The sequence below is a fragment of the Mesorhizobium sp. ZC-5 genome (genome assembly GCF_025753855.1).
Taxonomy (GTDB): domain Bacteria; phylum Pseudomonadota; class Alphaproteobacteria; order Rhizobiales; family Rhizobiaceae; genus Neomesorhizobium.
This window is the reverse complement of sequence record NZ_JAOWPT010000006.1, coordinates 69,797-92,783: the sequence shown is the minus strand read 5'-3', so window position 1 is coordinate 92,783 and position 22,987 is coordinate 69,797. Positions and strand designations below refer to the sequence as shown.

Here is a 22,987-nt window from a genome sequence, read left to right as displayed (position 1 = left end):
TCACTAAGGGCTTACACGCTCCGCCCTATACCCACAGTTGTATTGCTAGTTTGCCGATGCGGGCGTCAGATAGGCCAATGCTCCCAACAATATAATCTCTCGTAATTCCGCGCGGGGGGCACTCGAGGGTGCTCTGGTCGCGATAGAACAGGCCCTATCCGACTGGAGCATCTCTCTTTTTGATGTCGCGCCGCTCTGCCATCTATGACCCCAAGTGTATTGCCAGATCCTCGTCACGGACTGACAGATAGAGGCCGCTGCCTCCGCCCACCCCCCATGCAGGAGGCAGGGGGCTCCGGTCGTGAGGGGCCTGATGTCCGACCGGAGCATCTTACACAGCCGCCGAGAGCCGACGTATGAAATGGGCCAGGCGAAGCGCCAGCGCTCGCGACAAGGCCAGCGTTCCCGCAGGCATGGTGCCGCCGATGCATCCGACGCTCGTCGACAAAGTGCCGGAAGGACCGAACTGGCTGCACGAGATCAAATGGATGGGATGGCTACCGCATCGGTGTCTACCTGATCGGCGGCAAGGTCCGAGTGCTCACCCGCAACTTGCATGACTGGACGAACGAGTTCCCGTCGATCGTCAAGGCGGTGTCGCAACTGAAGGCAAAAGACGTCATGATCGACGGAGAGGCCTTTGTGGCCGATCCGCAGGGGATGTCGCACTTCAACCTGCTACAACGCGCGCTTGGCCGTGGCGGTGACCGGCATTCCATCATGCTCGCCGTCTTTGACCTTCCCCTGGTGAATGGCGAGAACCTCCGCGATCTCCCGCTCACCGAGCGCCGCGGCAGGCTACGTCATCTTCTCGGCAGCCTGCCGCCGTTGGGCATCGTTTTCAGCGATGCCATTGAGGGCGATCCGGGCGAGATCCTAAAGCAGGCGTGCGCTTTCGGCCTCGAAGGTGTCGTGTCGAAGCGGCGGGACAGCCCGTACCGCTCCGGCCGGCGCGAGGAATGGGTCAAGACCAAGTGCATCAATAGCGACGAGTTCATCGTCATTGGCTATGAGCCAGGCGGCAGCTACGGCGGGGTCGGAAGCCTGCTTCTTGCGACGGCCAAGAATGAACGGCTGGTCTATGTCGGTGGCGTCGGAACGGGCTTCAATTCCCGCACCGCCCCGCAATGCCGACCATTACGCCGATAATCCCGGCAACCAACAAAGCGTCGTGTCTCATGACGAGATGCGCTTCTTCTGTAATGTCATCCTGACCCAACCTTGGAAACGCCGCACGGCCATGATCAGTCGGCAACGTCGTCGAACGACGATCCCGTTCGGTTCAGCTTGCGCAGCCCGGCCAGGACCTGTCGGTCATCCATCGTATCGCCCCAGCTGCACACAATTGCCATGACTTCGATGTTGTCGTCCCCGAACTTGGCGAGGGCAAGCGCTATTTCGCGTTCGATCTCTGCCTGGCTCGCGACTTTGAAAGGAACGATATTGTTGTTCTTCATCGCCCAATAACATTAGCGGATCGTAATAGTTCCGCCAGTGTACTAGCGCAACTGCGATAACCGTCATTGCAGCGGGTGCGGGACGATCGGTCGGCGACGGAATTTCTGTAATCTGCCATTCGCTTACCCCTCACATCGGACCAAAGTCTTAACTGAAGAGGCATTGGTCGGAAGGGGAAGGAAAACCGGAACCGGTATCCAGCCAATCGAATTTCATTGCTATGGAAATAGTATTAGCGGGGAGGCGATCATGGACAAGAGCGTTTATCAGGCCCGCTGGCTGCTTGGGTCGCTGCTGGTTGCCTTGGCATCGCCACGATGGGTATAGCTTTGGGTTGACGATCCCACGGACGCCGGCGTGTTCAGCCGGCGTCCGATATTACCATGCGTAGCTAACGTCCCTTCCTGCGCACGGTAAGCTCGCCGGTTTCGGCTGGCGAGCAAACTTATTATGGTTCATCGGGTCACCACGGCCAGCCCGACTGTCGCATAACGCCCGTTGGACGCATTCGTTGCTGAAGATGCGGAGATGAAACATGCTTACACGCAGATCAACCCTGCTTTTTCTGTCGCTTACGGCTGTCACTGCGTTGGCGGCACCTCTCTGGACCCAGTCCGCAAGCGCCAAAGACAATGGGAAAGGGAATGGAAACAACAGCGGCAACAATGGCAACGGAAACGGTGGCCTTGGTGGAAAGGGTAGCGCCAAGTCAAACGGCACTGCCAATACGAAATCGCCTGCAGCACCCTTGGGCACGACGGCGGCGGTGGTAAAGCATAGCAACGGCTTGGAAGAGAGTGTCGTTCGTGGCCGCTACATTATGAAGGACAACAAAGGGCGCATTATCGTTAATCGCCGCGCATCGCGCGCCGATCGCGAAAGGCTCGAATCCCTGCAGCGTTAGTGAGGCTTGCCGTGATCCTTTGCATCGCGCAGAATCATCGCCGCCTCCGTCCTGTTGCTAACCTTCAGCTTGGTGAAAATGCGTGACAGGTGGTGTTTCACCGTCTTTTCGTGAAGCTCGAGTTCCAATCCGACACGCTTGTTGCTGAGGCCATAGGCAACTAGCTCCAGCACTTGGCGCTCCCGTGCCGTCAGCTCTGCGAGCGGATCCGCGTCAGGCTGATTGAGACGTGTGGAAAGGTCCGTCAACAAGCGCGCCGACAACAAAGGCGAAACATACGTCTGGCCAGCCGCCACAGCGCCCAGCACTTCCAATAGAGCCTTCGAGCCGACCCCCTTGAGCACGTAACCTTCAACACCGTCCTTTAGCGCTTGCACGACGTCATCACTGACCTCTGAGACCGTCAGGACAACGATCTTCTGGTCGGGGATGATCTGGCGTACCGCGGTGATCGCTTGCAGTCCGCCTCCTGGCATGGATAGGTCGAGCAACAGAATATCCGGCCGCTTGTTCCGCGCAATGCGCAACGCATCGTCGCAGCTTCCGCCCTCGCCCAGGACAGCAAAGCGTCCGGACTCTATCAGGCTGCGCGCCACGCCTTCTCTAAACAGCGGATGATCATCGATAATGGCTACGCCGACAGTTTGCATCAGATCTCTCAATCACTTTCAAGAAACAGCGTCATTTCCAGGATGGTTCCCTTGTGCGAGGAACTGACGTCAAATTTGCCGCCGAGGCTTTCGATCCGCTCGCGCAATCCGATAAGGCCGAGATTTCGCAAGCCCGCTGCCTTCGGATCGAAGCCGTCGCCACGGTCGATGACATTGACTGTCAGCCACCCGTCCTCATAGGTCTGTCGAACCGCTTGCCCTACCCCCCTGGCATGCCGGAAGCCGTTGTTCAGCCCTTCCTGTACGAACCTGTACACACAGATCTTCGCGGCCGGTGCCATCGTTGGGCTCGCACCTGAGGTTGCTAAAGCAACGCGCACGTCAGTCCGCTGCTCGTGGGCTCGCACTGCGCGCTCCAGAATCTCCTGCAGTTCGGCCGCCTCGATATGGGGAAGGACAAGGCCGGTGCAGATGTTGCGTATGTCGCGCAGGGCCTCGTCGAGGTTTGACTTCATCGCGCCGAGTTCCCGATCACGAACCCGCTTCGAGCCGGCTCCGCTCGACAGGGCGGGGCTGTCCAGCCGCAGCGCGGCGAGCGCGATAAGTTGGGCAGGACCGTCGTGAAGTTCAGCGCCGAGCCGTCTCAGATATTGCTCGTTGAAGGCCGTGGCGCGCTCCGAAGCGCGATGTAGCCGTGCGTTGAGTTCGCTGTTCCGCGATAGCAGATTCGACAGTTCGCCGACGCGCTCACGGAGCGCCACACTTTGCGCGTCGATTGTTCGGCTGCCCCGGATCACGATCGCCCACAAAATGAGAAAGAAGGTGGTGGTGACGAGCGCGACAGCGGCCCAGCTTCTCAGTCGCGCCTCATCGAGCTCATGCTCAAGGTCGGCTGCCGTCTCATGCAGTTCGGCCACAGCGATGACCTCGCCAGTCCATGGCTCCAGCAGCGGATAATAGACCTCCAGCCGCGGCGCATCGGAGACGTTCCGGTCATGATAGCGCGTCACGACGTTGCCCCCGGCTGCAGTACGGAGCGCGTCGTCGTCCGGCAGGCGCGTCGACGTCGGTCCCCCGCCGTGCGTGTAAAGAACTCGATTGTCGTCGCTCCAGAGCCGGAAAAAGCGAATGCTGCCTCCCAACGCACTCTGCTGCATCGTCTCGTCGAGGGCACGTTCAACCGAATCATCGAGAACGTCGGCTGTCCGCATGTCCGGCAGGATGGGCGCGATGACGCTGTCGACATAAAGGGCGGTCGTCGCACCGGCATTCTTGGTAATAGCGGATTGGATGAGGTGAGACACGACCAGGCCGACGAATAACATTGCGAGAACGGATGTTGCCGCGCCCACGACAAGAAACTGGGCGGCGAGCGACCATGTCGGCCAGTTCCTTCGCAACTCGGCCCTTGCAGCAAGTGTGGATAAAGCGGTCATCAGCGCTCCGCCGGAAGGCTGCACCAAGCAGCCGCGTGGGTGTTTGTCGCCCCCGAATAACGGGCGACAGCGCTTCGGGTTGCGCCTGAACGCCTGATTGTCCCCCATCCAATACGCAGGAAAGGGGCGGCGCTTAAACGCCGCCCTCACCAATCGGACTGGCTAAACCAGGATAACAACGATCTCGTAAGTGTCCGGCTCCAGAATGACGATCCGCCCGTCTGCAAGAACGAAGTAGACATAATTCCTGTAGGCAGGAACGATTTCGATAATGCGGGGTGGAAGCTGGTGAACCTCGATCGTTCTGGGGACGGCGACGCCGACCGAGATATCCACGTCGATGTCACGTACCGGCTCCACCTTGGTTTCGGTGATGACCTGCTTAATTTCGGTCTTCTGCTCGACCGTGACATCGACGCTCGCCGTGGTTTCATCCGACGGCTGCGCGGGCGTCTCAGCAGTATTATCGGTCGGCGCTGGCTTCTGCTCGGTCTCAGCCGTTCCCTCTGTCTTGGGCTGATCGGCCTGCTGGTCGGCCGCGGTTCCATCCTGCTGTGTGCCTTCCTCGGCAGGAACCTGTGCCTGGCCTTCCTTCTGCTGGTCAGGCTTCGTCGCGTCCGAACCCGTCTTCTCCTCGGTGGCAGGCGTTTTTTGCTCGGCGGGAGCCTGAGCCTGGCCCTCGGTTTGCTCGCCCGGCTTCTTCATCGGTTCGGTGCCGGCCTGCCCCTCGGCAGCGGTGCCCGGCTGCTTTTCTGCGCCCTTAGACGGCATCTGTTGCTCTGTCTGCTGACCCGGCTTCTTCTTCAGGATCTGGGGCTGGTCAGTTTGCGCGATTGCCACTGATGCCCCGGCGCTCAAAGCAAGAGCAAGTGCAGTTTTTACGATCATGCCTTTCATCGGAAAATCTCCTCCGATCGAAGTCCCTTCGCGAGGCTAACTCGTGCTCGTGACAATCGTTCCCACGACATTGGGCAACCTTCGAGTTGAGTGTCGGTGGGAATTCGGGGAGTGTCTCAGGTAGAATTTTCAGCCAAGCCAACCGGCGCAAATAGCCCGCAAACGCAACTCCGGGCCAAAACACTCATGATGGCGGCAGCTGTTAAGGCGTCGTATCGAGACACTATCAGATCTCGCCCGCTTTATGCAGTCAGCCCGGACGGTTTGTCAGAAAAATAATGACCGTTTGACTTGTCTTCGAAAACGTCCCGCTGTGTGAGCCGCGCATAGGGAGATGACCCGGCAATGAACTCCACGGCAGCGAGTTTTTTGCCGGATGGGAAACGACGCCCTCTCTCAAACGCTCGGACCGTCAAGATGCTCGGCTACGACAGACTCTCTGGCCTCGTGAAGATCTCCCACGAAGAACCCGCCCGTTCGTCGATGTCGCCATCCCATGTTACCAGAGTTGCCGTCCTTGAGATCGTCCGTCAAAGCGCTGGCGTAAGGCCCGCCACGGCAAGAAGACAAAGACAGCGCGCTGACAGGTGTCACCGGCCTGTAACTGGTCGAGGCGGCAAGTTCGCCGCCGCCCCGTCGCTACCTTAAGGTTTCGGCTTCCCACGGCTGAACTTCCTTCACCAGCCCCACGATTTGCGACCGAATGTTAAGGCAGCGCTCTGAAAGAGGCGAGACGCGAGTGAGATCCCCGCGTGTCGATTGAGAATAATTGATCCTTCGCGCGATCGGAAAGCCAATTCCCCTGTCGAATGCTGCTCCTGACGTCGGACCAAAGTCCTATCCCAAGAGGCATTGGTCTGAAGGGGGAGAGAGACCGGAACGCCATCAAGCTCTCCGAATTCACTTGGAACTGAAATCTTCTATGCACTCCGGCTTAGGCCGGCGCTTAGAACCCCATGCGCAGTGCTGCCCATCTGCGCATGGTATTGCTCGCCGGTTTCGGCCGGCGAGTCCTTTCTTTAGTCGGTGGAGCTAGACGATGGACAACGTGCTTTTCCGCATCGCGGAGTTCTTATCCAAACCGCCTGGCTTCTACACTGTCTTAGTCGTGATGGCTATCTGCACGGCGCTGGTCCCGTTCGGCTGGACAGATGTAGTCACATACGCCCTGTCGGTAGCCGCGATCATGGTTACCGGTGTCGTGCTTATTCAAGGTTTCCGTGACACCGCCGCAATCCATGCCAAGCTGGATGAGATCATCGTCGCGCTTGAGCAAACCCGAAATGATGTGGTCGGCCTCGAACACGACGATCCTGACAAGATTACGGAGACCATCAAGCGCCTCGAAAGAGAGGCTAACGCGGCGAGAGAAAGACCCGGGGACTAACTATTCAGCCCTTTCGCGCCGCGAATAATGCAAGGAATGCACGCGCAGCACCATCGCACCTGTGCGTAAGGACCGGTAGAAGTGATCACGCCTTCGCGTGCTTCAAAGTCACACTGTGCTTCTCCAGGGAACTTTCGGGTTCGCAGCGAGCCTATGGCGGCAATGTTCTGTTCCGTCTACGCCTGCGGCCTCGCACAGCCTGAGAATTTAGCTTCTTCGTTTTCCAACATCCAGCCAACATAGGCAGGTGTCGCTAGGGGCGTTTCCTCGCTTTGGAGCAGCACGATGCGCTTCAACGGGACCGCCAGCGGAGATTTATGGACAGCCCTTCACCAAATCTTCGAAGAACGCCGCCATGGATCGGGCATCGTGGCTGGGCCACCCTGATTATGAAGCTGGCTGCTCGGGTAATGGCTCACGTCGAAAAGCGGCATCAACGCGCCCAGCTGGTGAAGACGCGCGTCAGGTGGTCTTTCACCGTCTTCTCGTGGAGATCGAGCTCCAGTCCGATGCACTTGTTGCCGACGCCATTGGCGACGAGTCCAGCACCTGGCGCTCGTGGGCCGTCAGGTCCGGGAGCGGATCGGTGATGGGCGATTGAGAAGTGTTGAAAGGTCCGTCAGCTGGCGCGCGGACAAGCAAAGGCGAGACATAGCTCTGACCAGCCGGACCGCACCCAGCACCCAAGAGATCCTTCGTCGGCCGCACGCTCAACCCCGCAAGGCCCAAGCAGCCGAACATGATGGTCCCTATCGCATGCTCTGCTGTCTGAAGTCCACCGACCAGGGACTAAAGTCCCATCATGACACGCATTGGTCTGATGCAGCGAATGAACCGGAACTTGGTTTAGCTCCGCGAATTTACTCTATGTAAATTCTCTATGGCCGTCGGCGACCTGACCAGATTCAGAAGAATTCCATGTGCGGTAACGTCCCTTCTCGCGCATGGAATTTGCTCGCCGGCTTCGGTCGGCGAGCCCCTTTGTTTTCGGAATGGCAAAAGCATGAGACGATACAACTTCCAAGATGATAATATCCAGCTGGGTGGAGGATGCGTCGCCGGTCTCGCTTTGACTATACTCATGACGCTGGCCGCCTTCTTTCTCGGCAACGCCGGAGTATTCGATTCGAAACCAACAGCACGCGCTGGATTTCCCCCGCGAGGCGACGTTGTCGTCTATTCGAATGGTGAGATGGCGCAGGTCGGATCGAGAATGAAAGTAGCCAACCCTTCTTTGGCCGTGCCCCCCCACAGTCAAAATAGAGTTTTTGAGCAGCGCTTGGCGGGAAAGTGGCCAGAAAACCGGTCAGTTGCGCGATGACAAGCCTGGACAAGAAACCGAGCTCCAACACCCCGCGTTTGAGGAGATTGGCATGGGCCCGTTCGAGAATATTGATGTTCTTCAGGTGGTCCGCATTTGTGCTCGCGGCGGCTCCAATAGAAAGGTGATATCGACATCACAAGCGGTGGAGGAGCTCCGAGTTTTGTCAGGAGATTTCGTCTCGACTGATGGAGACATGGCGAACGAAATATTGAAGGCGGCCGTATGCTTGGGGTATGCCGTGGTTCTCGATGAGCGGGCGGGCGCTGACACCTTGAATTATGCCAACTTGCAGATCGCATCGCGATGAGGGATGTGGCAAGCACCGGTCTGTTTCGATTCGGGTTCTGGAACACATAGGCTTCGCGGTTATTCTGTCGCCAGGGGTGGTCAGGCAATCATTCATCTCTAAATGACAATCGCCGCAGAAATCTGGCGCGAGATTGCCATTGCCAAGGCGAGGATGGGCAATGACTGGCATCTTGCTGTCGATTGTAAGCAGCTGGGGCGAAACCATGGACGACCGTTAGACACTACAGGCGATCCGAACACTCAACGGGACGGGTTCCGTCGTGAATCTCTTCTGCACATTGCATTGATGTTAGATTAGAGGCGGGTGACTCATGAAGTGAGTGGGACCCAGCGCCCGCGACGAATTCCCCGGCCGGCGTCGCGCCATCGATCGATGGACCGCTGGATGACAGTGCATTCCTCAACCAACATTTCTCAAACGGAGCGTATATCTGCCAAATCGCAAAAATGCCCCGCCACCTTTCGGTAGCGGGGCGGTCGTCTAGCCCCTAAGATCAGGCAGCTTCCCGCATTGCCCGTTCGTTTACGCCGCCTTCGCCCAAGGCTGACAATGCTTCATCGGTGACTTCTTCTTCAGCCAAGGTGGCTTTCAGTAGCTCAGCGGCGTCGGTCAGGCCGAGTTGCTTGGCCCAGGTGATGAGCGTGCCGTAGCGAGCAATTTCATAGTGTTCCACGGCTTGCGCGGCCGCTACCAGACCGGCATCGAGGCCGGGAGCGCCCTTGTATTCTTCCAGAATTTCAGAGCCTTCTTCCAGGATACCGTCGATCGCAGGGCAGGTCTTGCCGCGCGCCGGCTTGCCGAGCAATTCGAAAACCTGTTCGAGTCTTTCTACCTGGGCTTCGGTTTCAGCGAGGTGTTTCTCGAAAGCCGCCGCGACTTCCTCCCCCTCCGCAGCCTTCGCCATCTTCGGCAGCGCTTTCACGATCTTTTTTTCGGCGTAGTAGATGTCCTTCAGGCTATCCAGGAACAGATCCTCAAGACCTTTCGTCGAGTTTTTCTTGGTGGTTGCCACGGTCGTCTCCCTTTGGGGTTTTAGTGGAGCCTCGCGACTATGAGGCCTTGGTTAACACCGCCGCACGCAACATGTTCCCAAGTCTTTTGGTGCGACTGATTTTATTGCCGCATCAAAAAAGTTCATGTGCATCGACCCGCACAACGAAGATGGGACCCTCCTCATCCCAGACCTCCATTCTCCAGCCGGCGCCCATTTTCAAATGTCCGTCGGAGATCATATCTCCGCACGCTCTCATAGCTTCATTCCAGGCTGCCGCCCGATCCGCCAAAATCAAACGCCCGCGACCGGATCGGAATTTGTCACCTTGAAAAGTAGCGCGGCATCGACCGACTTCTTGAAATTTAAGCTTCCGTTTGAGTCCTGCTTGCAGCCTCGGCTGCCTCACTCTCCAGGCGTTTTACCGTTTTGGATATCTGCTTGGGATCGTCGTGCTCGAGGCCAACGACATCGTTGCGGGTTTCGTTGAGCGCAACGACGATCTCATCCAATTTGGCATGGATCGCCGATGTGTCCCGGTAACCCTGAATAAGCACCACGCCGGTAATGACGATTGCAGCAACAGACAGCGCGTAGGTCACGACGTCTGTCCAGCCAAGAGGAACCAGTGCCGTGCACACGGCCATCAGAGCGAGAATTAAGTAAAAGCCGGGCGGTTTGGAGAGAAAATCGGCGAGACGGAAGAGGAGGTTGTTCATCGCCCAAAAACACCGGGCCAGCGTTTTGGTTCCGGAACCCTTTCTCCTTCTTGCCAGTTGCTGATTTCAACTAAAAGAGACCGTTATACGAAGGGGCGGGCGCAGTACGTGCTCTGGGAATTCTTATTCGCAAACATCCCCGCGCCGCGGCGCATGCCTTGAGCGCCGGTATGGCGCAAGCTGGCAGAACTAGCGTGGCTGAAATTCGGCGAAAGGTGACGGAACGCTGAAAGGGAAATATCCCCAGCTCTGGAATTTGTCCGCATCCAATGGCCGGCGATATACCTCACATGCAGGAAGCCAACTTGAGCAAAGGCTGTGGCAGGGCTCTCATGAGAAAGAAACGACTCGGCTTAAAACCCAATTGTCAGCCGATGTCGCTCGTGTGAAAGAACTCGTGCCCTCGACTACGATCCGCAGATCCGAGTACGATCGATCCGGACACCAGAATCCTCTCCGTGTGGTTTGTAACGAGCGGCAGACGCTATGATTACGATGGGGTTCCGCCTGAGACATATGATGCGTTTCGCAACGCTTTTGCAAAGGGCCGCTTCTTCAACGACTTTATTCGCGATCGTTTCCAGTACCGGCGCATAGCCGACGAGGAATGAATTGCCTGCCGCGCTCGCAGATGCTTATGCGCCGGTTTCGGCATTTGCGGCACCGACGGGTTTGGATTCCGGCGAGCCTTGGTGACGCAAAAAAACCGACAGCACCACAAGAACGGCCGTCGACATGAACTCTGATTGCCAATTCTGGAAGGACTCGAACCACAGCTGTGCGTCGAGGAGGTAATCTCCCGGCGATTGTAGTTCACCGCCGTGCCGAAGTGCGTCCTCGTTCGCTGCGGCCCAACTCGCCCACCAGTGCAAGGCAAATGAAAAGGCGAACAGCAGGGCCAGCGAGCACCCCAGCGAATAAGAATAAAACCATGACAAAATTGGATTGCGCTTTCGAGTGGCTGCCGGCAGCTCATCGCCAGGGCGGTCCGGATCATCCGGGTCACGAGATTCGGCTGAGCCACGCTGGAACAGCATTGCGGTTAGCATCACGTACGCCGACATTTGCAGGAATTCGCTTTCCCAGTTTTCAAACAGCGCCGAGAGGAAGCTGCCGCTTGCCAGATAGGCGAGCAAGCCAGACGCAGGCGAGCCGTGCTCGCGCAAGTCGTCGTTGTGGGCCGCGTGGCCCGACCAGATCATGCCAAGGACACTTAGCAGAAACATTGCCACTAGGACAATCGTCAGCCCATTGTTCCGCACAAACCTCTTCATGTTGGCCTCCCTGGCGACGCTGATGAATGCCAGTTTTTCAGGACCTCTTCGGTCGAAACCGCCTCAACCTGCTCGCTGAATCGCGAGCGATAGAGTTCCATCAGCGCATCATGGGTCTGATCGGCCGAACTGCAGATTGCGTCGGTGACCAGGACGACGCGAAAGCCCCGATCGATCGCCCCGAGCACCGTAGCGAGGACGCACACGTCGGTTTCGGCACCCGTGACAACCAGCGAGTCGATTCCCGAACCAGTCAGCATCGCGTCGAGTCGCCCTTCCATCCACGGCGAATAAACGTGCTTATCGAGAACTTTAGCCGGCGGCACGAAACGCGCCAGGCAAGGCATCAACTCAACGAGACCGATATCCATTTTGGCAAGAGTGACTTCGGCCCAGCGACGATAATAATGCGCCCACATCCCCGGGCCGTCGCCTGGCCCAGCGGCGGGAAGGAAGCGCGTAAATAGTGTCCGCTGCGGATGCAACGCTACCAACTCCTCAATTGCAGGCAACACCTTTTGCGCCCATGGCACGGCCCACGGTCCGCCAGGCGCAAAAAGGCGCTGCATGTCGACACAAAGATGCAGGCATGTCTCCCCGAGAACCCCGTGCACCAAGTTCTGAGCGGCCATCAACGGTGCCCTTTACGGGTTGGAGGGATTATTGCCGCCATCTGCATACGATGACACGACATCGCGCCGGACTGCGCTACAACTTCACCGCCATTTCCCGGCTCCAGAGGCGGAGTTTGCGGGAGGATTGGATGAAGGTGGCAATGGACTTCTGATCGCCGAGATCGATCATGCCCTCGTCGGCTTCCGGATCGATGCCGGCCTTTTGCAACAGTGGAACGGCCTCGGGCGAGAACGCAATGAATTTGCAATGAGCAAAAGCGTCAGCCACAAAATCGCGCGCTGCGGCCTCACCCACCAGGCGCTCGGCCCCTTCGTCCGACAGTATCAACGCCACGGCGTCGAACAGGACCGATGGACCACCATCGATCATGTGCTTGCCTTCGATCCAGCTTCCGTCGGCCGCCTCGACGCCGCCGACCTTGGGTGCGATCACCTCCATGACGGCACCTTCATCCTCGATCGCCGCCTGCAGTTTCTTCAGGAGGGCGGCGTCGGCACCGGCACTGACCAGCACGCCGACCTTCCGTCCGGCAAAGCTTTCCGGGCCGTTCTCGAGAATGCTGAGGGCCGGCGATGCGGGAAGGTCGTCCCGCGGTGCGATAGCGGAATCGGCGGGATTAGGCAGCTTGTTGATCCCCAGCTTCTCCGCAACCGCCGCGCCGAGAGTCTCATCGATGTTGAGAAGGTGGGAGACCATCCGCTCGCGGATGACCGGGTTCTCGCATTTGCTGAGTTCGAACGTCAGCGCCATCACGATGTGGCGTTGCTCCGGTGGGGTCTGGCTAATAAAGAACTGCCGCGCCTGGCTGTAATGATCGGCAAAACTTTCCGGGCGCAGGCGGACTTTCTGGCCTTCCTCTGGATTGGCGAATGTCGAGAATCCTTTCTGCGGACTTTCTCTCGGGCCTTCGCCCCATGAGTTCGGCTGATAGTTCACACGTCCGACGGGATTGCGCATGGCCATGTGCCCGTCTTGCTGAAAATGCGCGAAAGGACATTTTGGGGCGTTGATCGGGATGTGCGTGAAGTTCGGGCTGCCGAGACGCTTTAGTTGCGTATCGAGATAGGAAAAGTTACGCCCCTGCAGCAGCGGGTCGTTGGAGAAGTCGATACCGGGCGGCACGTTTTGCGTCATGAACGCCACCTGCTCGGTTTCGGCGAAGAAATTTTCGGGCATCCGATCGAGAACTAGGCGGCCAACCGGCACTGGCGCGAGAATTTCCTCGGGGATGATCTTGGTGGGATCGAGGACGTCGAAATCGAAGCTGTCCGCGAACTCCTGGTCGAACAGTTGAAGGTTTAGCTCCCATTCCGGGAAATCACCTGACTGGATTGCGTTCCACAGGTCGCGCCGATGAAAGTCCGGATCAGCGCCATTGATCTTGACCGCCTCATTCCAGACGACCGACTGCATGCCGAGTTTCGGCTTCCAGATGAATTTGACGAAGGTGGACTCGTCCTTGGCGTTGACCAGCCGGAAGGTGTGGACGCCAAAACCTTGCATGAAACGGAAGGAACGGGGAATTGCCCGGTCCGACATGACCCACATGATCATGTGCATGGATTCCGGCGTCAGGCTGATGAAATCCCAGAAATTATCGTGCGCCGATTGTGCCTGCGGGAAAGCGCGGTCGGGCTCAGGCTTTACGGAGTGGATGATATCCGGAAACTTGATCGCGTCCTGGATGAAGAACACCGGGATATTGTTACCAACCAGGTCCCAATTGCCTTCCTTCGTATAGAATTTTACGGCGAAGCCGCGCACGTCGCGAGCAAGATCAAATGAGCCCTTGGACCCTGCGACGGTCGAGAACCTTACGAAAACCGGCGTCTTCTCTCCAGCACGCTGAAAAATATCCGCGCGTGTGTAAGCCGCCAGGGACTCATAGGTCTCGAAGAAACCGTGAGCGCCATAGCCGCGGGCATGCACAACTCGTTCTGGAATGCGCTCGTGATCGAAATGAAAGATTTTCTCGCGGAAATGAAAGTCCTCGATCAGCGTCGGACCGCGCTGCCCGATCTTCAGAGTGTTTTGGTCGTCCGTCACCGGGCCGCCCTGTGCCGTTGTCAGGACCTCGGTCCCTTCCTCGGCGATCTGGTGAAGTTCACCGCCATTCGCTCGCACGAGCTTTTGATCATGGATTGTCGCGGGCTTACCCGACGACTGTCTGACGGTTCTGGCCATTTGCTTTCCTTCGGGGATCAGGATCGCGTGCGGTTCGCACGTCTCTCATAATCCCCTCGATGGCCATCGGTTCCTGAGGTCTTGAATATTCGAAAATTTTGGGTTCCGCCCCCGAGGGCCATTTCGAAACCCAAGGCCCATAATAAATAAACCCGCGATCCGCTGCTGCCATCGCATCATGCAGGGCCGCGTCATGATCCAAGAACCGATGCTACCCGACAGCACCGCATAGGTCCCTAGCACCCACACGCCCGTCACTTTCTGAGTTGCTCCAAGCGGATCGCCGCACTGATCATCCAGAACGGGGATATCTACGAAGATGTGCTCGGTCCGAAGTACGAGGCGATAAAGACCTATTGGGCCGACAAGACGCCAGAGAATCATTGCCCACTCGAGGACGCGGTGAGTGAGGAAGGCTTCCGCCGAGTTTGTCGGCGAAGTGGCGGACGACGTTACTACGCGCGTGCCGCCGGAGCTTTGGAAGCTGCACTGGCCGCTGATGAACACGCCCGTCCGCCGCAAGGTCGCTGTCGGTCTGATGGAGAAGCTTGAGGATAACCTCGCCTGGTTTCCGCGCTACCAAGCCTGGCTGCGCGAGCACCGCCCGCCGACACTGATTATCTGGGGTCCAGAGGACGGCTACATGCCAGCCGGGTCCGCGCGGGCCTATCATCGCGACCTGCCCGACGCCGAACTGCATCTACTGACGGACGCGGGCCATTGGCTACTTGAGACTCATTTCGACGCGGTGCTGCGCTGGTCCGCGACTTCCTCGCCCGACATCATGCCTGACGGCCGCGCCGTGCTCCGGAGCCGGTGCGACCCTGCTATTGCCTAAAGAAAGGAGACTGTCATGCCGACCAAACCGACCATCGCTCGCATCTTGCGGGCGCACCCGCCGCGACCACGCCGACGAGTACGAGGCCTATAACCGCAAGGAAGGCGTTCCGCCGCTCGAGAAGACCGCGCTCGGCGTGCAGCTACTACGCGAAGACCGCGACGAGGAGACGTGGTTCACCACCATCTCCTACTGGGCGGACGTGGAAGCGATGACCGAGTTCACCAAGGGCGACCCGACTGAAGTCCATCATCTCGACCGCGACCCCGAGCTGTTGATCGAGCTGCCCAAGCGCATTGATGTCCACCACATCCTGGTCGACGTGCGGGGCCTGCGCTGACCGCCGTACCTACGAACAAAGGAGAACGACATGGCGACCGAGCCGACTCTTGCGCGCATCTGGCGCGCTCGCACCCGGCGCGCCGACGCCGACGAGTACGAGCCTTACCTCCGCGCCGGCGGCATCCCGCCATTGCAGGAGACCGCGCTCGGCTTCCAGCTCTTCCGCGAGGATCGCGATGAGGAAACTTGGTTCACCTTCATCTCCTACTGGAGCGATATGGAGAGGATGCGCGCCTTTACCAAGGGCGAGCCGACCAAGGTACGCCTACTGCCGCGCGACGACCAGTTCCTGATCGAGAAGCCTGACCGGGTGGCGATATGCAAGATTCTCGTCGACCGGTAGCGGCCGCGCTGAGCAGCGCATCGATAAGGGAGCCAAGCCGCGTTGAACGATTGTTCTCAGCAGACATTGCTGACACTCAACCTTTCGGTCGCGGTTGCCGCTATTAGCTGCACCAGGAACGTGGACGTCGGCGGCCAGGGCGGACTTGCGTAAATTCCAGAGCGCTAAGGCATTTCAGGATGAAGGCACTACTCTCCAGACCTTATTGCCGACATCGTCCGCAACCAGCAGCGCCCCGCTCCCGTCGATGGCCACGCCCACCGGCCGGCCGAGCGCCTTGTCGTCGCCACTGAGGAAGCCGGTCAGGATATCCTGTGGTGGACCGGATGGCTCACCGTTGGCGAAAGGCACGAAAATCACTTTGTAACCGCTACGCGGGATGCGGTTCCACGAACCATGCTGGCCAACGAAAGCGCCATTCCTCATTGCAGGGCCGAACAGATCGCCAGTGTTGAAGGTGAGCCCCAGTGAAGCGGTGTGTGGTCCAAGGGCATAGTCGGGCTTGAGGGCGCTGGCGACCAGTTGCGGGTTCTGCGGGTCGACACGTTCGTCCACATGCTGGCCATACCAGCTGTAGGGCCAGCCGTAGAAGCCGCCGTCCTGCACCGAGGTCATGTAGTCGGGCACGAGATCGGACCCGATCTCGTCACGCTCGTTGACGACCACCCATAGCTCACTGCTGTCCGGCTGCCAGGACAGGCCGTTGGGATTGCGCAGGCCGGAAGCGAAGAGCCGCATCTGTCGCGTGGCCAGGTCGAACTCATGGACGGCCGCACGGCCCTCTTCTTCGTCCATACCGTTCTCGCCGATGTTGGAGTTGGATCCAACCGTGACATAGAGCTTGGTGCCGTCCTGGCTGGCGATGACGTCCTTGGTCCAGTGATGATTGCGGCCTGCCGGCAGATCGACGATCTTCTCGGCCGGCGCTGTGATCTCCGTCGCGCCATCCTGATAGGGGAAGCCGACGATGGCGTCGGCATTGGCGACATAGATTTTTCCATCAAGCAGCATCATTCCGAAAGGCGAGTTCAGGCCGCTCAGGAACGCCGTCTTGGTCTCGGCGACACCGTCGCCGTCCTGGTCGCGCAACAGCGAGATGCGGTTGGCGCTTTTGGTTTCCGCGCCTGCCTGGCTTTGGAACAGGTCGGTGAAGAAGCCGCGGAATGAGAAGCCCTGATCCGGTTTCGGCGGCGCGTTGCTTTCGGCTACCAGCACATCACCGTTGGGCAGAACATGCAGCCAACGCGGATGATCGAGCCCGGCTGCAAATTCGTTTACCGCCATGCCCTGCCCGGCGGTAGGCATCGTGCCTTCTGGCCAAGGCGTTGCCTCGGCGACATTGACGCTAGGCAGCCATTCCGGACTGGGCTCTGCCAGCGTCGGGTCGGGACCGTAGGTCTGCTCAATGGGTACCGTGGCTTCGTGGCGTGACAGGTATACGACTCCGAAACCGGCCGCGACGGCCACAATGACCAGAACCACCAGGGCGATCAGCAGCTTTTTCATGAAGGATCCTCGATACGTTACAGAACTGCAACGCGAGTCATGGCGCTCCGGTTGCAGGCGCTTGACGCAAAGTTGAGAAATAGGCTGCCAGGGCTGCGATGTCGGTGTCGCTCAGCCCTTTCGCGGCATCGGTCATCAGATGGCTGAACTCAGTGCCGCCGCGCTTGCCATGGCGGAACAGGTCAAGCTGAACAGCGATGTATTCGGCAGGCTGGCCGGCGATCCTGGGGTAGAGCGGATTGCGCTCTCGTCCGCCGTGGCAGCCCAGGCAAGCCGGCACCTTGGCTGCAGGAATACCAATGCGCGCAACTTCCTCGCCGCGTCGCATAAGCGCCGGATCGTGATGAATCCTATCAGGCTTCCTTGATGGCAAGGCAGCGAAGTGTTGCGCCAGATCGCGCAGCAGTGCTGCATCGACCGCGGTGGCTGGCAGTGCCATGACGCCGCTTTGCCGTCTCCCTTCCGCATAGGCTCTCAGGCTTTGGATGAGATAGGCCTCGCTCTGGCCGGCGAGGATCGGCGTCGCAGCGCTGCGCCCGAGACCGTCGGCGGCGTGACAACGCACACATTCGGCCAGGCTTTGACCGAAATCAACCGGGTGCAGCGCCGGGTCTGCAGGGTCGCCATAAGCGAGATCGCGATAAGTGCGCTCATCCATCGCCGGCAGGTCACGCAAGAAAGCGACCATCGCCCAGACCTCATCGTCGCGTGCCTGGCTTGGCCAGGCCGGCATGCCCGTGAAACGAATACCATGCTTGACGATACGGAACAGCTCTGCGTCGTTCCATTCTCCGACCCTTTCCGCGAGGGCGGGCGGCTGCGGCAGCATGCGCAGCACCGCAGGCGAGCGTGGTTCGCCCGGTGCGCCGTGGCAGATGGCGCAGCCGCGCGCGAAATGACCGGCAGCTGGCTGGAGGGTGTGGTGTGGCAACTTCTCCGGCACGTCGACAGAAAGCGCGTAAGTGCGCACTGCCGATCGCATGGCAAAATGCAGGAACCAGTCGGTGATCTTCCAGTGCCCGCTCGATGCGCCGACATTGAAGAAGCCGATCCAGGCAAAGAGCAGCGCGGCGACGGGCAGGATGGCCAGCGCTATGGCAATATGTTTCCAGTCAACATGCATCACGCGGCCCTCCGCGCAGGCAAGGCAAGCAGCCTCGCAAGGAGAGTTACCCCGCCGGCGAGATAGACCGCCGCTCCGACGAACAGCATGATAACGGCACCAAGTTGCTGATCTTGCGCGGCGTCGAGTGTCAAGGTGAAGCAAGTCACTTCGCCGAGCCCGTAGAGCGGCCGTGGGCTCAGTGCCAGCAATGCACCCAGCAGCGTCATGTGGACCGTGGTCAAAAGCAGCCCGAAGGCACCTGCCGCGCGGTGAGCCGAGGCAGCAGCGGAGCCGCTCGAAAGACAGGAAAGCCAGAGGAACAGGCCGGCGGCGAGGAACGTGGCCTGTTCGAAGGCGGTTGCAAAGGTCGAGGTCTCCACCCACGACCGCGCCGCTGGCACATGCCAGCCCCAGACGACGATGAGTTCGACAAGCGAGGCGACAATGGGGAGGGAGAGTAACAGAGGCAACGAGCGTTCTTCTCGCCGCTTACGGGGAGAAGATGCCGGTAGGCAGATGACGGGCGGTGCAATCCCCAGCGCGATCAGCGGCGCGGCGATTGCCACCACGCCCATATGCGCCAGCATGTGGGCGGCGAAGGATTCTCGCCAAGCAGTCAGCAGAGGTCCGAGCCAGACCAGAGCGAGCACTGCAACGCCCAGGGCAAAACAACTCCGCTTCATCGCAGGCACCCCGTCACGAACAGCGCCGGCAGCGCCGTCATGATCACCGCGATGAAACTGAGCCCGGCAAGCAACAGCGTAGCGAACCCCTGGAACAGCCCGCGGTCGTGCCGGGTTGGGTCGTCATGCGGTGGGTCGCCGGCTCCGAACCCCCATTGCCGCCAGGCGAGTATGCCGGCCAGCAGGATCGCTGAAAGGGCAAGCAGTGTAGCGAAAGCGATGCCTGCCCGCACCGCACCAAAGTCGACATCGAACAAACCAGGCTTCGCGCAAAAGACCGCCGCTCCAACGTAGCAAATCAGGAAATGAATGGCCCATACCACGGGTGCGGTGAACAGCGTCCACAGCGATTCGACTTGCGGGGGGAGGAAACGCCAAACCATCACACCGCTTCCGGGAAAAGACCGATGACGGCGAAGGCGATCGCGGCGGTGATTGCCATGAAATGCCAGTAGAGGGCGATATTGCGGATATCCATGTCGTAGACCGGCGTCAGCCGTCCCGCGAAGCTGCGCGCCAGGCAATAGGCCTGCATCACCGCGCCGACCGCCGCATGCGCCAGCACCCAGATCACCAAAACCCAGACAATCGCCGGATAGACATGCGCGGTCGGGTCCATGCCGTGAGACCACGGCCCTGCGAACCCGGCAGCCGACGCAACAAGCGTCAGCATCAGGCCGAGCAGCAGCACAATACGCATGCCGGCGACGAAACCTCTGGCGTTGAGTTGCCGGGCGGCGAACGTTGCCGCCCAAGCCGTAAGGAACAGCACTGCAGAAGTCATCGGCCATGGCATGCCCGGTCCCGCGATGCCGGCGGTGAAATCCGGATGAATCGTCCAGTAGAAAAAGTAACCGAAAACCAGGCTGGCAAAAGCAGTGCTATCGCCGACCATGGTGATGAACATTGCCCACCAGCCGACAGAGGCCGGACCTGAGGCATAGAGTGGCAGGGTCAAGCCCAACCCGACGTCCTTGGCAGGCTTTTCGGGAATTTCCGCCGTGCCGGTCCACAGCCAATAGAGGATGGCGCAGAAGCAGACGATGGCCGAAACCGCCGTGGCGATCCACCAGTGGAAGGTAAGCGCGATGAACGCTGCACCGAGCGAGACGGCAGAAAAAATGGCGACGTACGAGGTGCCACCGACGCGCAATACCTGCATCGGGTCGCCATCGAGCACCGAGGTGATCAAGCCCTCGCGCCTGCCCTCCTCGGCGTCTGGCAGATAGAAGCGCCCGTCGTTGACGTCTCGGGCAAGATTTTTCTGGTCCCAGAGCGGATAGCGGCTTTCGACATGTGGGATGGAGCGCACGCCCCAATTTTCCTCCGGTTCGGAAATCCATTCCAGCGTACCCGCATTCCATGGATTTTGTTCACCTCTGTTTTGTCGGTGCTTCGGCCGAAGAATATCGACGACGACCACCAGCACACCGAACGCCAGGACAAACGCGCCAACAGTGGAGAGCAGGTTCATCCAATCCCAGCCCACATCCGCCGGATAGGTGAAGACGCGGCGCGGCATGCCGCGCAAACCGGCCAGATGCATAGGGAAGAAGGCGACGTTGAAGCCGACGAACATCAGCCAGAAGGCACTCCGGCCCATCCGGTCGGACAAATGCTTCGCGTCGATCAGCGGGTAATAATAATAAATGCCCGCAATGACGGGAAACAGCATGCCACCGATCAGCACGTAGTGGAGGTGTGCAACGACGAAATAGGTGTCGTGCGCCTGCCAGTCGAAGGGAGCCAGCGCCACCATCACCCCGGTCAGCCCACCAAGAATGAAGATGGCGATGCCGCCGGTTCCAAACAGCATCGGCGTCGAGAAGATGACGCGGCCGGCCAGCATGGTGGCGATGAAGACGAAGATCTGCACCGCCGTTGGAATCGCCACAGCTTCCGAGGCTGCCGAGAAGAAGGCGAGCGAAATCTGCGGCAGGCCTGTTGCGAACATGTGATGCACCCACAGGCCGAAGGACAGGAACCCGGTGCCGACGGCGGCCAGCACGATCCAGGAATAGCCCACGATCGGGCGCTGCGAAAATGTCGGCACGATCATCGCCATCAGCGCAATGGCCGGCAGGAAGATGATGTAGACCTCGGGATGGCCGAAGATCCAGAACAGGTGCTGCCACAGAAGCGGATCGCCGCCACGGGCCGGATCGAAGAACGGCCAGTCGAACATGCGCTGCATCTCGAACAGGATGTCGCCGGCGATCAGCGGCGGAAAGGCGAACAGGATCATGCCGGCGACGATCAGCAGGTACCACGCGAAAAGCGGCATCAGGTTGATCCGCATGCCTGGCGCGCGGCATTTCATGATGCCGACTATCAGCTCAACGGCTGCGGCGATCGAGGCGACCTCGATGAACGAAAGGCCGAGCAGCCAGATGTCGGCCCCGATGCCCGAGAGTTCCTTGTCGGTGGCGAGCGGTGGGTACATGAACCAGCCGGACGACGGCGCGGCATTGAAAAAGATCGAGCCGCAGACGAAGGTGCCGCCGAGGAAAAAACTCCAGAAGCCGAAGGCCCCGAGCCTTGGGAACGGCAGTTCGCGCGCGCCAAGCATCGGCGGCAGCAGGAAGATCGCCACCGCCTCGAATATGGGCACGGCAAATAGGAACATCATCACCGTGCCGTGCAGGGTGAAGGCCTGGTTGTAGAAATCGGCCGAAACGAGATCGTTGTCGGGAACCGCAAGCTGGGCACGCACGATCAGGGCCAGGACACCGGCGAACAGCATGAAGGCGAAAGCGGTTGAAGCGTACCACAGGCCGATCTGAGTATTGTTGACTGTCGTCCAATAGCGCCAGCCGGTGGGATTGGCCCATACCGCCCGCAGCCGCTCCGCCTGTGCTTCGAGGTCGGCTTTCGGCAGTTTCTTGGCGGGCGCGCTCATTTGAGCCCCTTGAGCCAGGACGCGATAGCCTCGATGTCGTCCGGTGGCAGCATGTCGAACCCCGGCATCTGTACCCCCGGCTTGATGACGTCGGGCTCGGCGATGAAGCGGGCGATATTGTCCTGGCTGTTGGGCAAGATGCCGGCGCCAAGTGTTTCGCGCGATCCGAGATGTGACAGGTCGGGGCCAAGCATGCCCGTCGCTTCCGTCCCCGCAACGGCATGGCATGCACCGCAGCCGTGACGGATAAAAAGTCTCGCTCCGGTCCCTGTCGCCCCCGCCGATGGCACGTGCTGCCCGGCGAGCCATTGCCGGAACTCGGCAGGCTCCATGGCAACGGCGGAAAACGCCATCAGCGCATGCGAAGTCCCGCAAAATTCCGTACAGGGGCCGCGGAAGGTTCCCGGCTTCGTCGCTCGCAGCGATAGACGGTTCTCCCGTCCGGGGATCATGTCCATCTTGCCGCCCAGCGCGGGAATCCAGAAGGAATGGATGACGTCGTCGCTTTTGAGCGTGAATTCGACACGCTCGCCAACCGGCAAACGGATCTCGTTGGCTGAAACGACAGGAGGGGTTCCGGGCTGACGATAAATCACCCGCCACCAGTATTGCCTGCCGGTCACTTCGATGCGCAGCGTGGGGGCACCCGGTTGGGCGAGCGGACGAAGCGAGGGCATCAGCCACAAGGCATAGCCAAGGAGAAGGATCAGCGTGATAGCAGGAAACACGGCACCAGCCCAAAAGATTAGGCGGCTTGCGGCCGGCTCACTGTAAAGTGTCCGTCTGCGGACGGCATATAAAAGGACAGCGACGGTTCCGGCCCAGATCAGCGCTCCACCACACGTCATCACCCAAAATAGTGTTGCCACGTGCGTGGCTTCTTCACCGGCAGGGTCGATTGCAGATTGAATTCCAGAGCAGCCGGATAGCCACGCGACGGTGAGCACCAATCTCCAGAAGCCAGATGGGGCTTCAAGATTTTTTGGTCTCACCCAACGGTTGCTCGTCGGTGCGTCGATGTTCGACCCTCTCCGAAAGGCTGCGGCGGAATGAGCAGAGAAGTCTCCAACGCATTAAAGGTTCCACCTTACCCGCCAGCGGCGGCGGTTCAGGATTCTCATCAGGATTTGGCAGCGGGTT

Annotated in this window: 23 protein-coding genes and 2 pseudogenes; 8 read left to right on the top strand and 17 right to left on the bottom strand. The window is 59.6% G+C overall.

All coding sequences use genetic code 11. The features are described 5' to 3' along the window. Positions 1 to 429 precede the first annotated feature (429 nt). Positions 430 to 1,149 (top strand): hypothetical protein, encoded by a 720-nt coding sequence (locus OHD58_RS17885; RefSeq protein ID WP_263804935.1) that lies wholly within the window; start codon positions 430 to 432, stop codon positions 1,147 to 1,149. Between the two features lie 95 nt (positions 1,150 to 1,244). Here OHD58_RS17885 and OHD58_RS17880 read toward each other — a convergent pair whose 3' ends face one another. After that, positions 1,245 to 1,457 (bottom strand): hypothetical protein, encoded by a 213-nt coding sequence (locus OHD58_RS17880; RefSeq protein WP_263804775.1) that lies wholly within the window; start codon positions 1,455 to 1,457, stop codon positions 1,245 to 1,247. Between the two features lie 536 nt (positions 1,458 to 1,993). Here OHD58_RS17880 and OHD58_RS17875 point away from each other — a divergent pair. Next, entirely contained in the window at positions 1,994 to 2,362 is a 369-nt protein-coding gene (locus tag OHD58_RS17875; protein WP_263804774.1) for a hypothetical protein, read from the top strand. On the opposite strand, the gene OHD58_RS17870 is transcribed toward OHD58_RS17875, so the two are convergent. From OHD58_RS17870 to OHD58_RS17860, 3 genes are read right to left on the bottom strand one after another with little or no spacing between them, the layout of a single operon-like run. Then, a complete protein-coding gene (locus OHD58_RS17870) occupies positions 2,359 to 3,015 on the bottom strand; it encodes a response regulator (protein WP_263804934.1) in 657 nt (218 codons plus the stop codon). The genes OHD58_RS17875 and OHD58_RS17870 overlap by 4 nt on opposite strands. A gap of 5 nt (positions 3,016 to 3,020) precedes the next feature. Then, positions 3,021 to 4,517, bottom strand: coding sequence for a sensor histidine kinase (locus OHD58_RS17865; protein WP_263804773.1), 1,497 nt, complete (start codon positions 4,515 to 4,517; stop codon positions 3,021 to 3,023). Positions 4,518 to 4,571: 54 nt separating this feature from the next. Next, positions 4,572 to 5,306: a DUF1236 domain-containing protein gene (locus tag OHD58_RS17860; protein ID WP_263804772.1), complete on the bottom strand. Its 735-nt coding sequence runs from the start codon at positions 5,304 to 5,306 to the stop codon at positions 4,572 to 4,574. 1,039 nt (positions 5,307 to 6,345) lie between these two features. Between OHD58_RS17860 and OHD58_RS17855 the strand changes: the two genes are divergently transcribed. Further along, positions 6,346 to 6,693: a low affinity iron permease family protein gene (locus tag OHD58_RS17855; protein ID WP_263804771.1), complete on the top strand. Its 348-nt coding sequence runs from the start codon at positions 6,346 to 6,348 to the stop codon at positions 6,691 to 6,693. A gap of 433 nt (positions 6,694 to 7,126) precedes the next feature. Here the strand turns inward: OHD58_RS17855 and OHD58_RS30720 are convergent, their stop codons facing one another. Continuing rightward, entirely contained in the window at positions 7,127 to 7,198 is a 72-nt protein-coding gene (locus OHD58_RS30720; RefSeq protein ID WP_412177243.1) for a hypothetical protein, read from the bottom strand. Positions 7,199 to 8,066: 868 nt separating this feature from the next. On the opposite strand from OHD58_RS30720, the gene OHD58_RS17850 reads away from it, so the two are divergent. Continuing rightward, entirely contained in the window at positions 8,067 to 8,324 is a 258-nt protein-coding gene (locus OHD58_RS17850; protein WP_263804770.1) for a hypothetical protein, read from the top strand. Between the two features lie 496 nt (positions 8,325 to 8,820). Here the strand turns inward: OHD58_RS17850 and OHD58_RS17845 are convergent, their stop codons facing one another. From OHD58_RS17845 to OHD58_RS17840, 3 genes are all read right to left on the bottom strand, one after another. Further along, complete coding sequence (locus OHD58_RS17845; protein ID WP_263804769.1) at positions 8,821 to 9,339, bottom strand: ferritin-like domain-containing protein; 519 nt, start codon at positions 9,337 to 9,339, stop codon at positions 8,821 to 8,823. A 112-nt stretch (positions 9,340 to 9,451) separates the two neighbouring features. Next, on the bottom strand, positions 9,452 to 9,727 hold the full coding sequence (locus OHD58_RS30715; RefSeq protein ID WP_412177238.1) for a DUF6894 family protein: 276 nt from the start codon (positions 9,725 to 9,727) through the stop codon (positions 9,452 to 9,454). Beyond that, positions 9,684 to 10,037: a low affinity iron permease family protein gene (locus tag OHD58_RS17840; RefSeq protein ID WP_263804768.1), complete on the bottom strand. Its 354-nt coding sequence runs from the start codon at positions 10,035 to 10,037 to the stop codon at positions 9,684 to 9,686. The genes OHD58_RS30715 and OHD58_RS17840 overlap by 44 nt, the downstream gene beginning before the upstream one ends. A 458-nt stretch (positions 10,038 to 10,495) precedes the next feature. Between OHD58_RS17840 and OHD58_RS17835 the strand changes: the two genes are divergently transcribed. After that, positions 10,496 to 10,648: a KTSC domain-containing protein gene (locus OHD58_RS17835; protein WP_318528264.1), complete on the top strand. Its 153-nt coding sequence runs from the start codon at positions 10,496 to 10,498 to the stop codon at positions 10,646 to 10,648. Between the two features lie 24 nt (positions 10,649 to 10,672). Here the strand turns inward: OHD58_RS17835 and OHD58_RS17830 are convergent, their stop codons facing one another. The 3 genes from OHD58_RS17830 to OHD58_RS17820 all read right to left on the bottom strand — a co-directional run bounded on the left by OHD58_RS17830 (position 10,673) and on the right by OHD58_RS17820 (position 14,131). Beyond that, the gene (locus OHD58_RS17830) at positions 10,673 to 11,311 is read right to left on the bottom strand and encodes a DUF6766 family protein (RefSeq protein ID WP_263804767.1); all 639 of its coding nucleotides are present in this window, start codon (positions 11,309 to 11,311) and stop codon (positions 10,673 to 10,675) included. Next, positions 11,308 to 11,943 (bottom strand): cysteine hydrolase family protein, encoded by a 636-nt coding sequence (locus tag OHD58_RS17825; protein ID WP_263804766.1) that lies wholly within the window; start codon positions 11,941 to 11,943, stop codon positions 11,308 to 11,310. The genes OHD58_RS17830 and OHD58_RS17825 overlap by 4 nt, the downstream gene beginning before the upstream one ends. 76 nt (positions 11,944 to 12,019) lie before the next feature. Further along, on the bottom strand, positions 12,020 to 14,131 hold the full coding sequence (locus OHD58_RS17820) for a catalase (protein WP_263804765.1): 2,112 nt from the start codon (positions 14,129 to 14,131) through the stop codon (positions 12,020 to 12,022). 273 nt (positions 14,132 to 14,404) lie between these two features. On the opposite strand from OHD58_RS17820, the pseudogene OHD58_RS17815 reads away from it, so the two are divergent. The 3 genes and pseudogenes from OHD58_RS17815 to OHD58_RS17805 form a co-directional block, all read left to right on the top strand. After that, positions 14,405 to 14,923: pseudogene (locus OHD58_RS17815) on the top strand (alpha/beta fold hydrolase); the annotation flags it as partial. A gap of 61 nt (positions 14,924 to 14,984) precedes the next feature. Beyond that, positions 14,985 to 15,309, top strand: a pseudogene (locus OHD58_RS17810) (antibiotic biosynthesis monooxygenase family protein). A 30-nt stretch (positions 15,310 to 15,339) separates the two neighbouring features. Further along, on the top strand, positions 15,340 to 15,654 hold the full coding sequence (locus OHD58_RS17805) for a hypothetical protein (RefSeq protein WP_263804764.1): 315 nt from the start codon (positions 15,340 to 15,342) through the stop codon (positions 15,652 to 15,654). A gap of 174 nt (positions 15,655 to 15,828) precedes the next feature. Here the strand turns inward: OHD58_RS17805 and OHD58_RS17800 are convergent, their stop codons facing one another. The 6 genes from OHD58_RS17800 to coxB are packed head-to-tail and all read right to left on the bottom strand — an operon-like array spanning position 15,829 to position 22,794. Continuing rightward, positions 15,829 to 17,160: a PQQ-dependent sugar dehydrogenase gene (locus tag OHD58_RS17800; protein WP_263804763.1), complete on the bottom strand. Its 1,332-nt coding sequence runs from the start codon at positions 17,158 to 17,160 to the stop codon at positions 15,829 to 15,831. 37 nt (positions 17,161 to 17,197) lie between these two features. Further along, positions 17,198 to 18,283: a c-type cytochrome gene (locus OHD58_RS17795; RefSeq protein ID WP_263804933.1), complete on the bottom strand. Its 1,086-nt coding sequence runs from the start codon at positions 18,281 to 18,283 to the stop codon at positions 17,198 to 17,200. Beyond that, complete coding sequence (locus tag OHD58_RS17790) at positions 18,283 to 18,948, bottom strand: cytochrome c oxidase assembly protein (RefSeq protein WP_263804762.1); 666 nt, start codon at positions 18,946 to 18,948, stop codon at positions 18,283 to 18,285. Before OHD58_RS17790 ends, OHD58_RS17795 begins: the two co-directional genes overlap by 1 nt. Continuing rightward, on the bottom strand, positions 18,945 to 19,331 hold the full coding sequence (locus OHD58_RS17785) for a hypothetical protein (protein ID WP_263804761.1): 387 nt from the start codon (positions 19,329 to 19,331) through the stop codon (positions 18,945 to 18,947). The genes OHD58_RS17790 and OHD58_RS17785 overlap by 4 nt, the downstream gene beginning before the upstream one ends. Further along, positions 19,331 to 21,847, bottom strand: coding sequence for a cytochrome c oxidase subunit I (gene ctaD, locus OHD58_RS17780; RefSeq protein WP_263804760.1), 2,517 nt, complete (start codon positions 21,845 to 21,847; stop codon positions 19,331 to 19,333). The genes OHD58_RS17785 and ctaD overlap by 1 nt, the downstream gene beginning before the upstream one ends. Continuing rightward, the gene (gene coxB, locus OHD58_RS17775; protein ID WP_263804759.1) at positions 21,844 to 22,794 is read right to left on the bottom strand and encodes a cytochrome c oxidase subunit II; all 951 of its coding nucleotides are present in this window, start codon (positions 22,792 to 22,794) and stop codon (positions 21,844 to 21,846) included. Before coxB ends, ctaD begins: the two co-directional genes overlap by 4 nt. Positions 22,795 to 22,987: the final 193 nt, after the last annotated feature.

Coding starts and splice junctions, on each gene's coding strand:
- OHD58_RS17880 (WP_263804775.1), bottom strand. CDS start 1,457: ATGAAGAACAACAATATCGTTCCTTTCAAAGTCGCGAGCCAGGCAGAG.
- OHD58_RS17875 (WP_263804774.1), top strand. CDS start 1,994: ATGCTTACACGCAGATCAACCCTGCTTTTTCTGTCGCTTACGGCTGTC.
- OHD58_RS17865 (WP_263804773.1), bottom strand. CDS start 4,517: ATGGGGGACAATCAGGCGTTCAGGCGCAACCCGAAGCGCTGTCGCCCG.
- OHD58_RS17860 (WP_263804772.1), bottom strand. CDS start 5,306: ATGAAAGGCATGATCGTAAAAACTGCACTTGCTCTTGCTTTGAGCGCC.
- OHD58_RS17855 (WP_263804771.1), top strand. CDS start 6,346: ATGGACAACGTGCTTTTCCGCATCGCGGAGTTCTTATCCAAACCGCCT.
- OHD58_RS17850 (WP_263804770.1), top strand. CDS start 8,067: ATGGGCCCGTTCGAGAATATTGATGTTCTTCAGGTGGTCCGCATTTGT.
- OHD58_RS17840 (WP_263804768.1), bottom strand. CDS start 10,037: ATGAACAACCTCCTCTTCCGTCTCGCCGATTTTCTCTCCAAACCGCCC.
- OHD58_RS17830 (WP_263804767.1), bottom strand. CDS start 11,311: ATGAAGAGGTTTGTGCGGAACAATGGGCTGACGATTGTCCTAGTGGCA.
- OHD58_RS17825 (WP_263804766.1), bottom strand. CDS start 11,943: ATGGCCGCTCAGAACTTGGTGCACGGGGTTCTCGGGGAGACATGCCTG.
- OHD58_RS17820 (WP_263804765.1), bottom strand. CDS start 14,131: ATGGCCAGAACCGTCAGACAGTCGTCGGGTAAGCCCGCGACAATCCAT.
- OHD58_RS17805 (WP_263804764.1), top strand. CDS start 15,340: ATGGCGACCGAGCCGACTCTTGCGCGCATCTGGCGCGCTCGCACCCGG.
- OHD58_RS17800 (WP_263804763.1), bottom strand. CDS start 17,160: ATGAAAAAGCTGCTGATCGCCCTGGTGGTTCTGGTCATTGTGGCCGTC.
- OHD58_RS17795 (WP_263804933.1), bottom strand. CDS start 18,283: ATGCATGTTGACTGGAAACATATTGCCATAGCGCTGGCCATCCTGCCC.
- OHD58_RS17790 (WP_263804762.1), bottom strand. CDS start 18,948: ATGAAGCGGAGTTGTTTTGCCCTGGGCGTTGCAGTGCTCGCTCTGGTC.
- OHD58_RS17785 (WP_263804761.1), bottom strand. CDS start 19,331: ATGGTTTGGCGTTTCCTCCCCCCGCAAGTCGAATCGCTGTGGACGCTG.
- ctaD (WP_263804760.1), bottom strand. CDS start 21,847: ATGAGCGCGCCCGCCAAGAAACTGCCGAAAGCCGACCTCGAAGCACAG.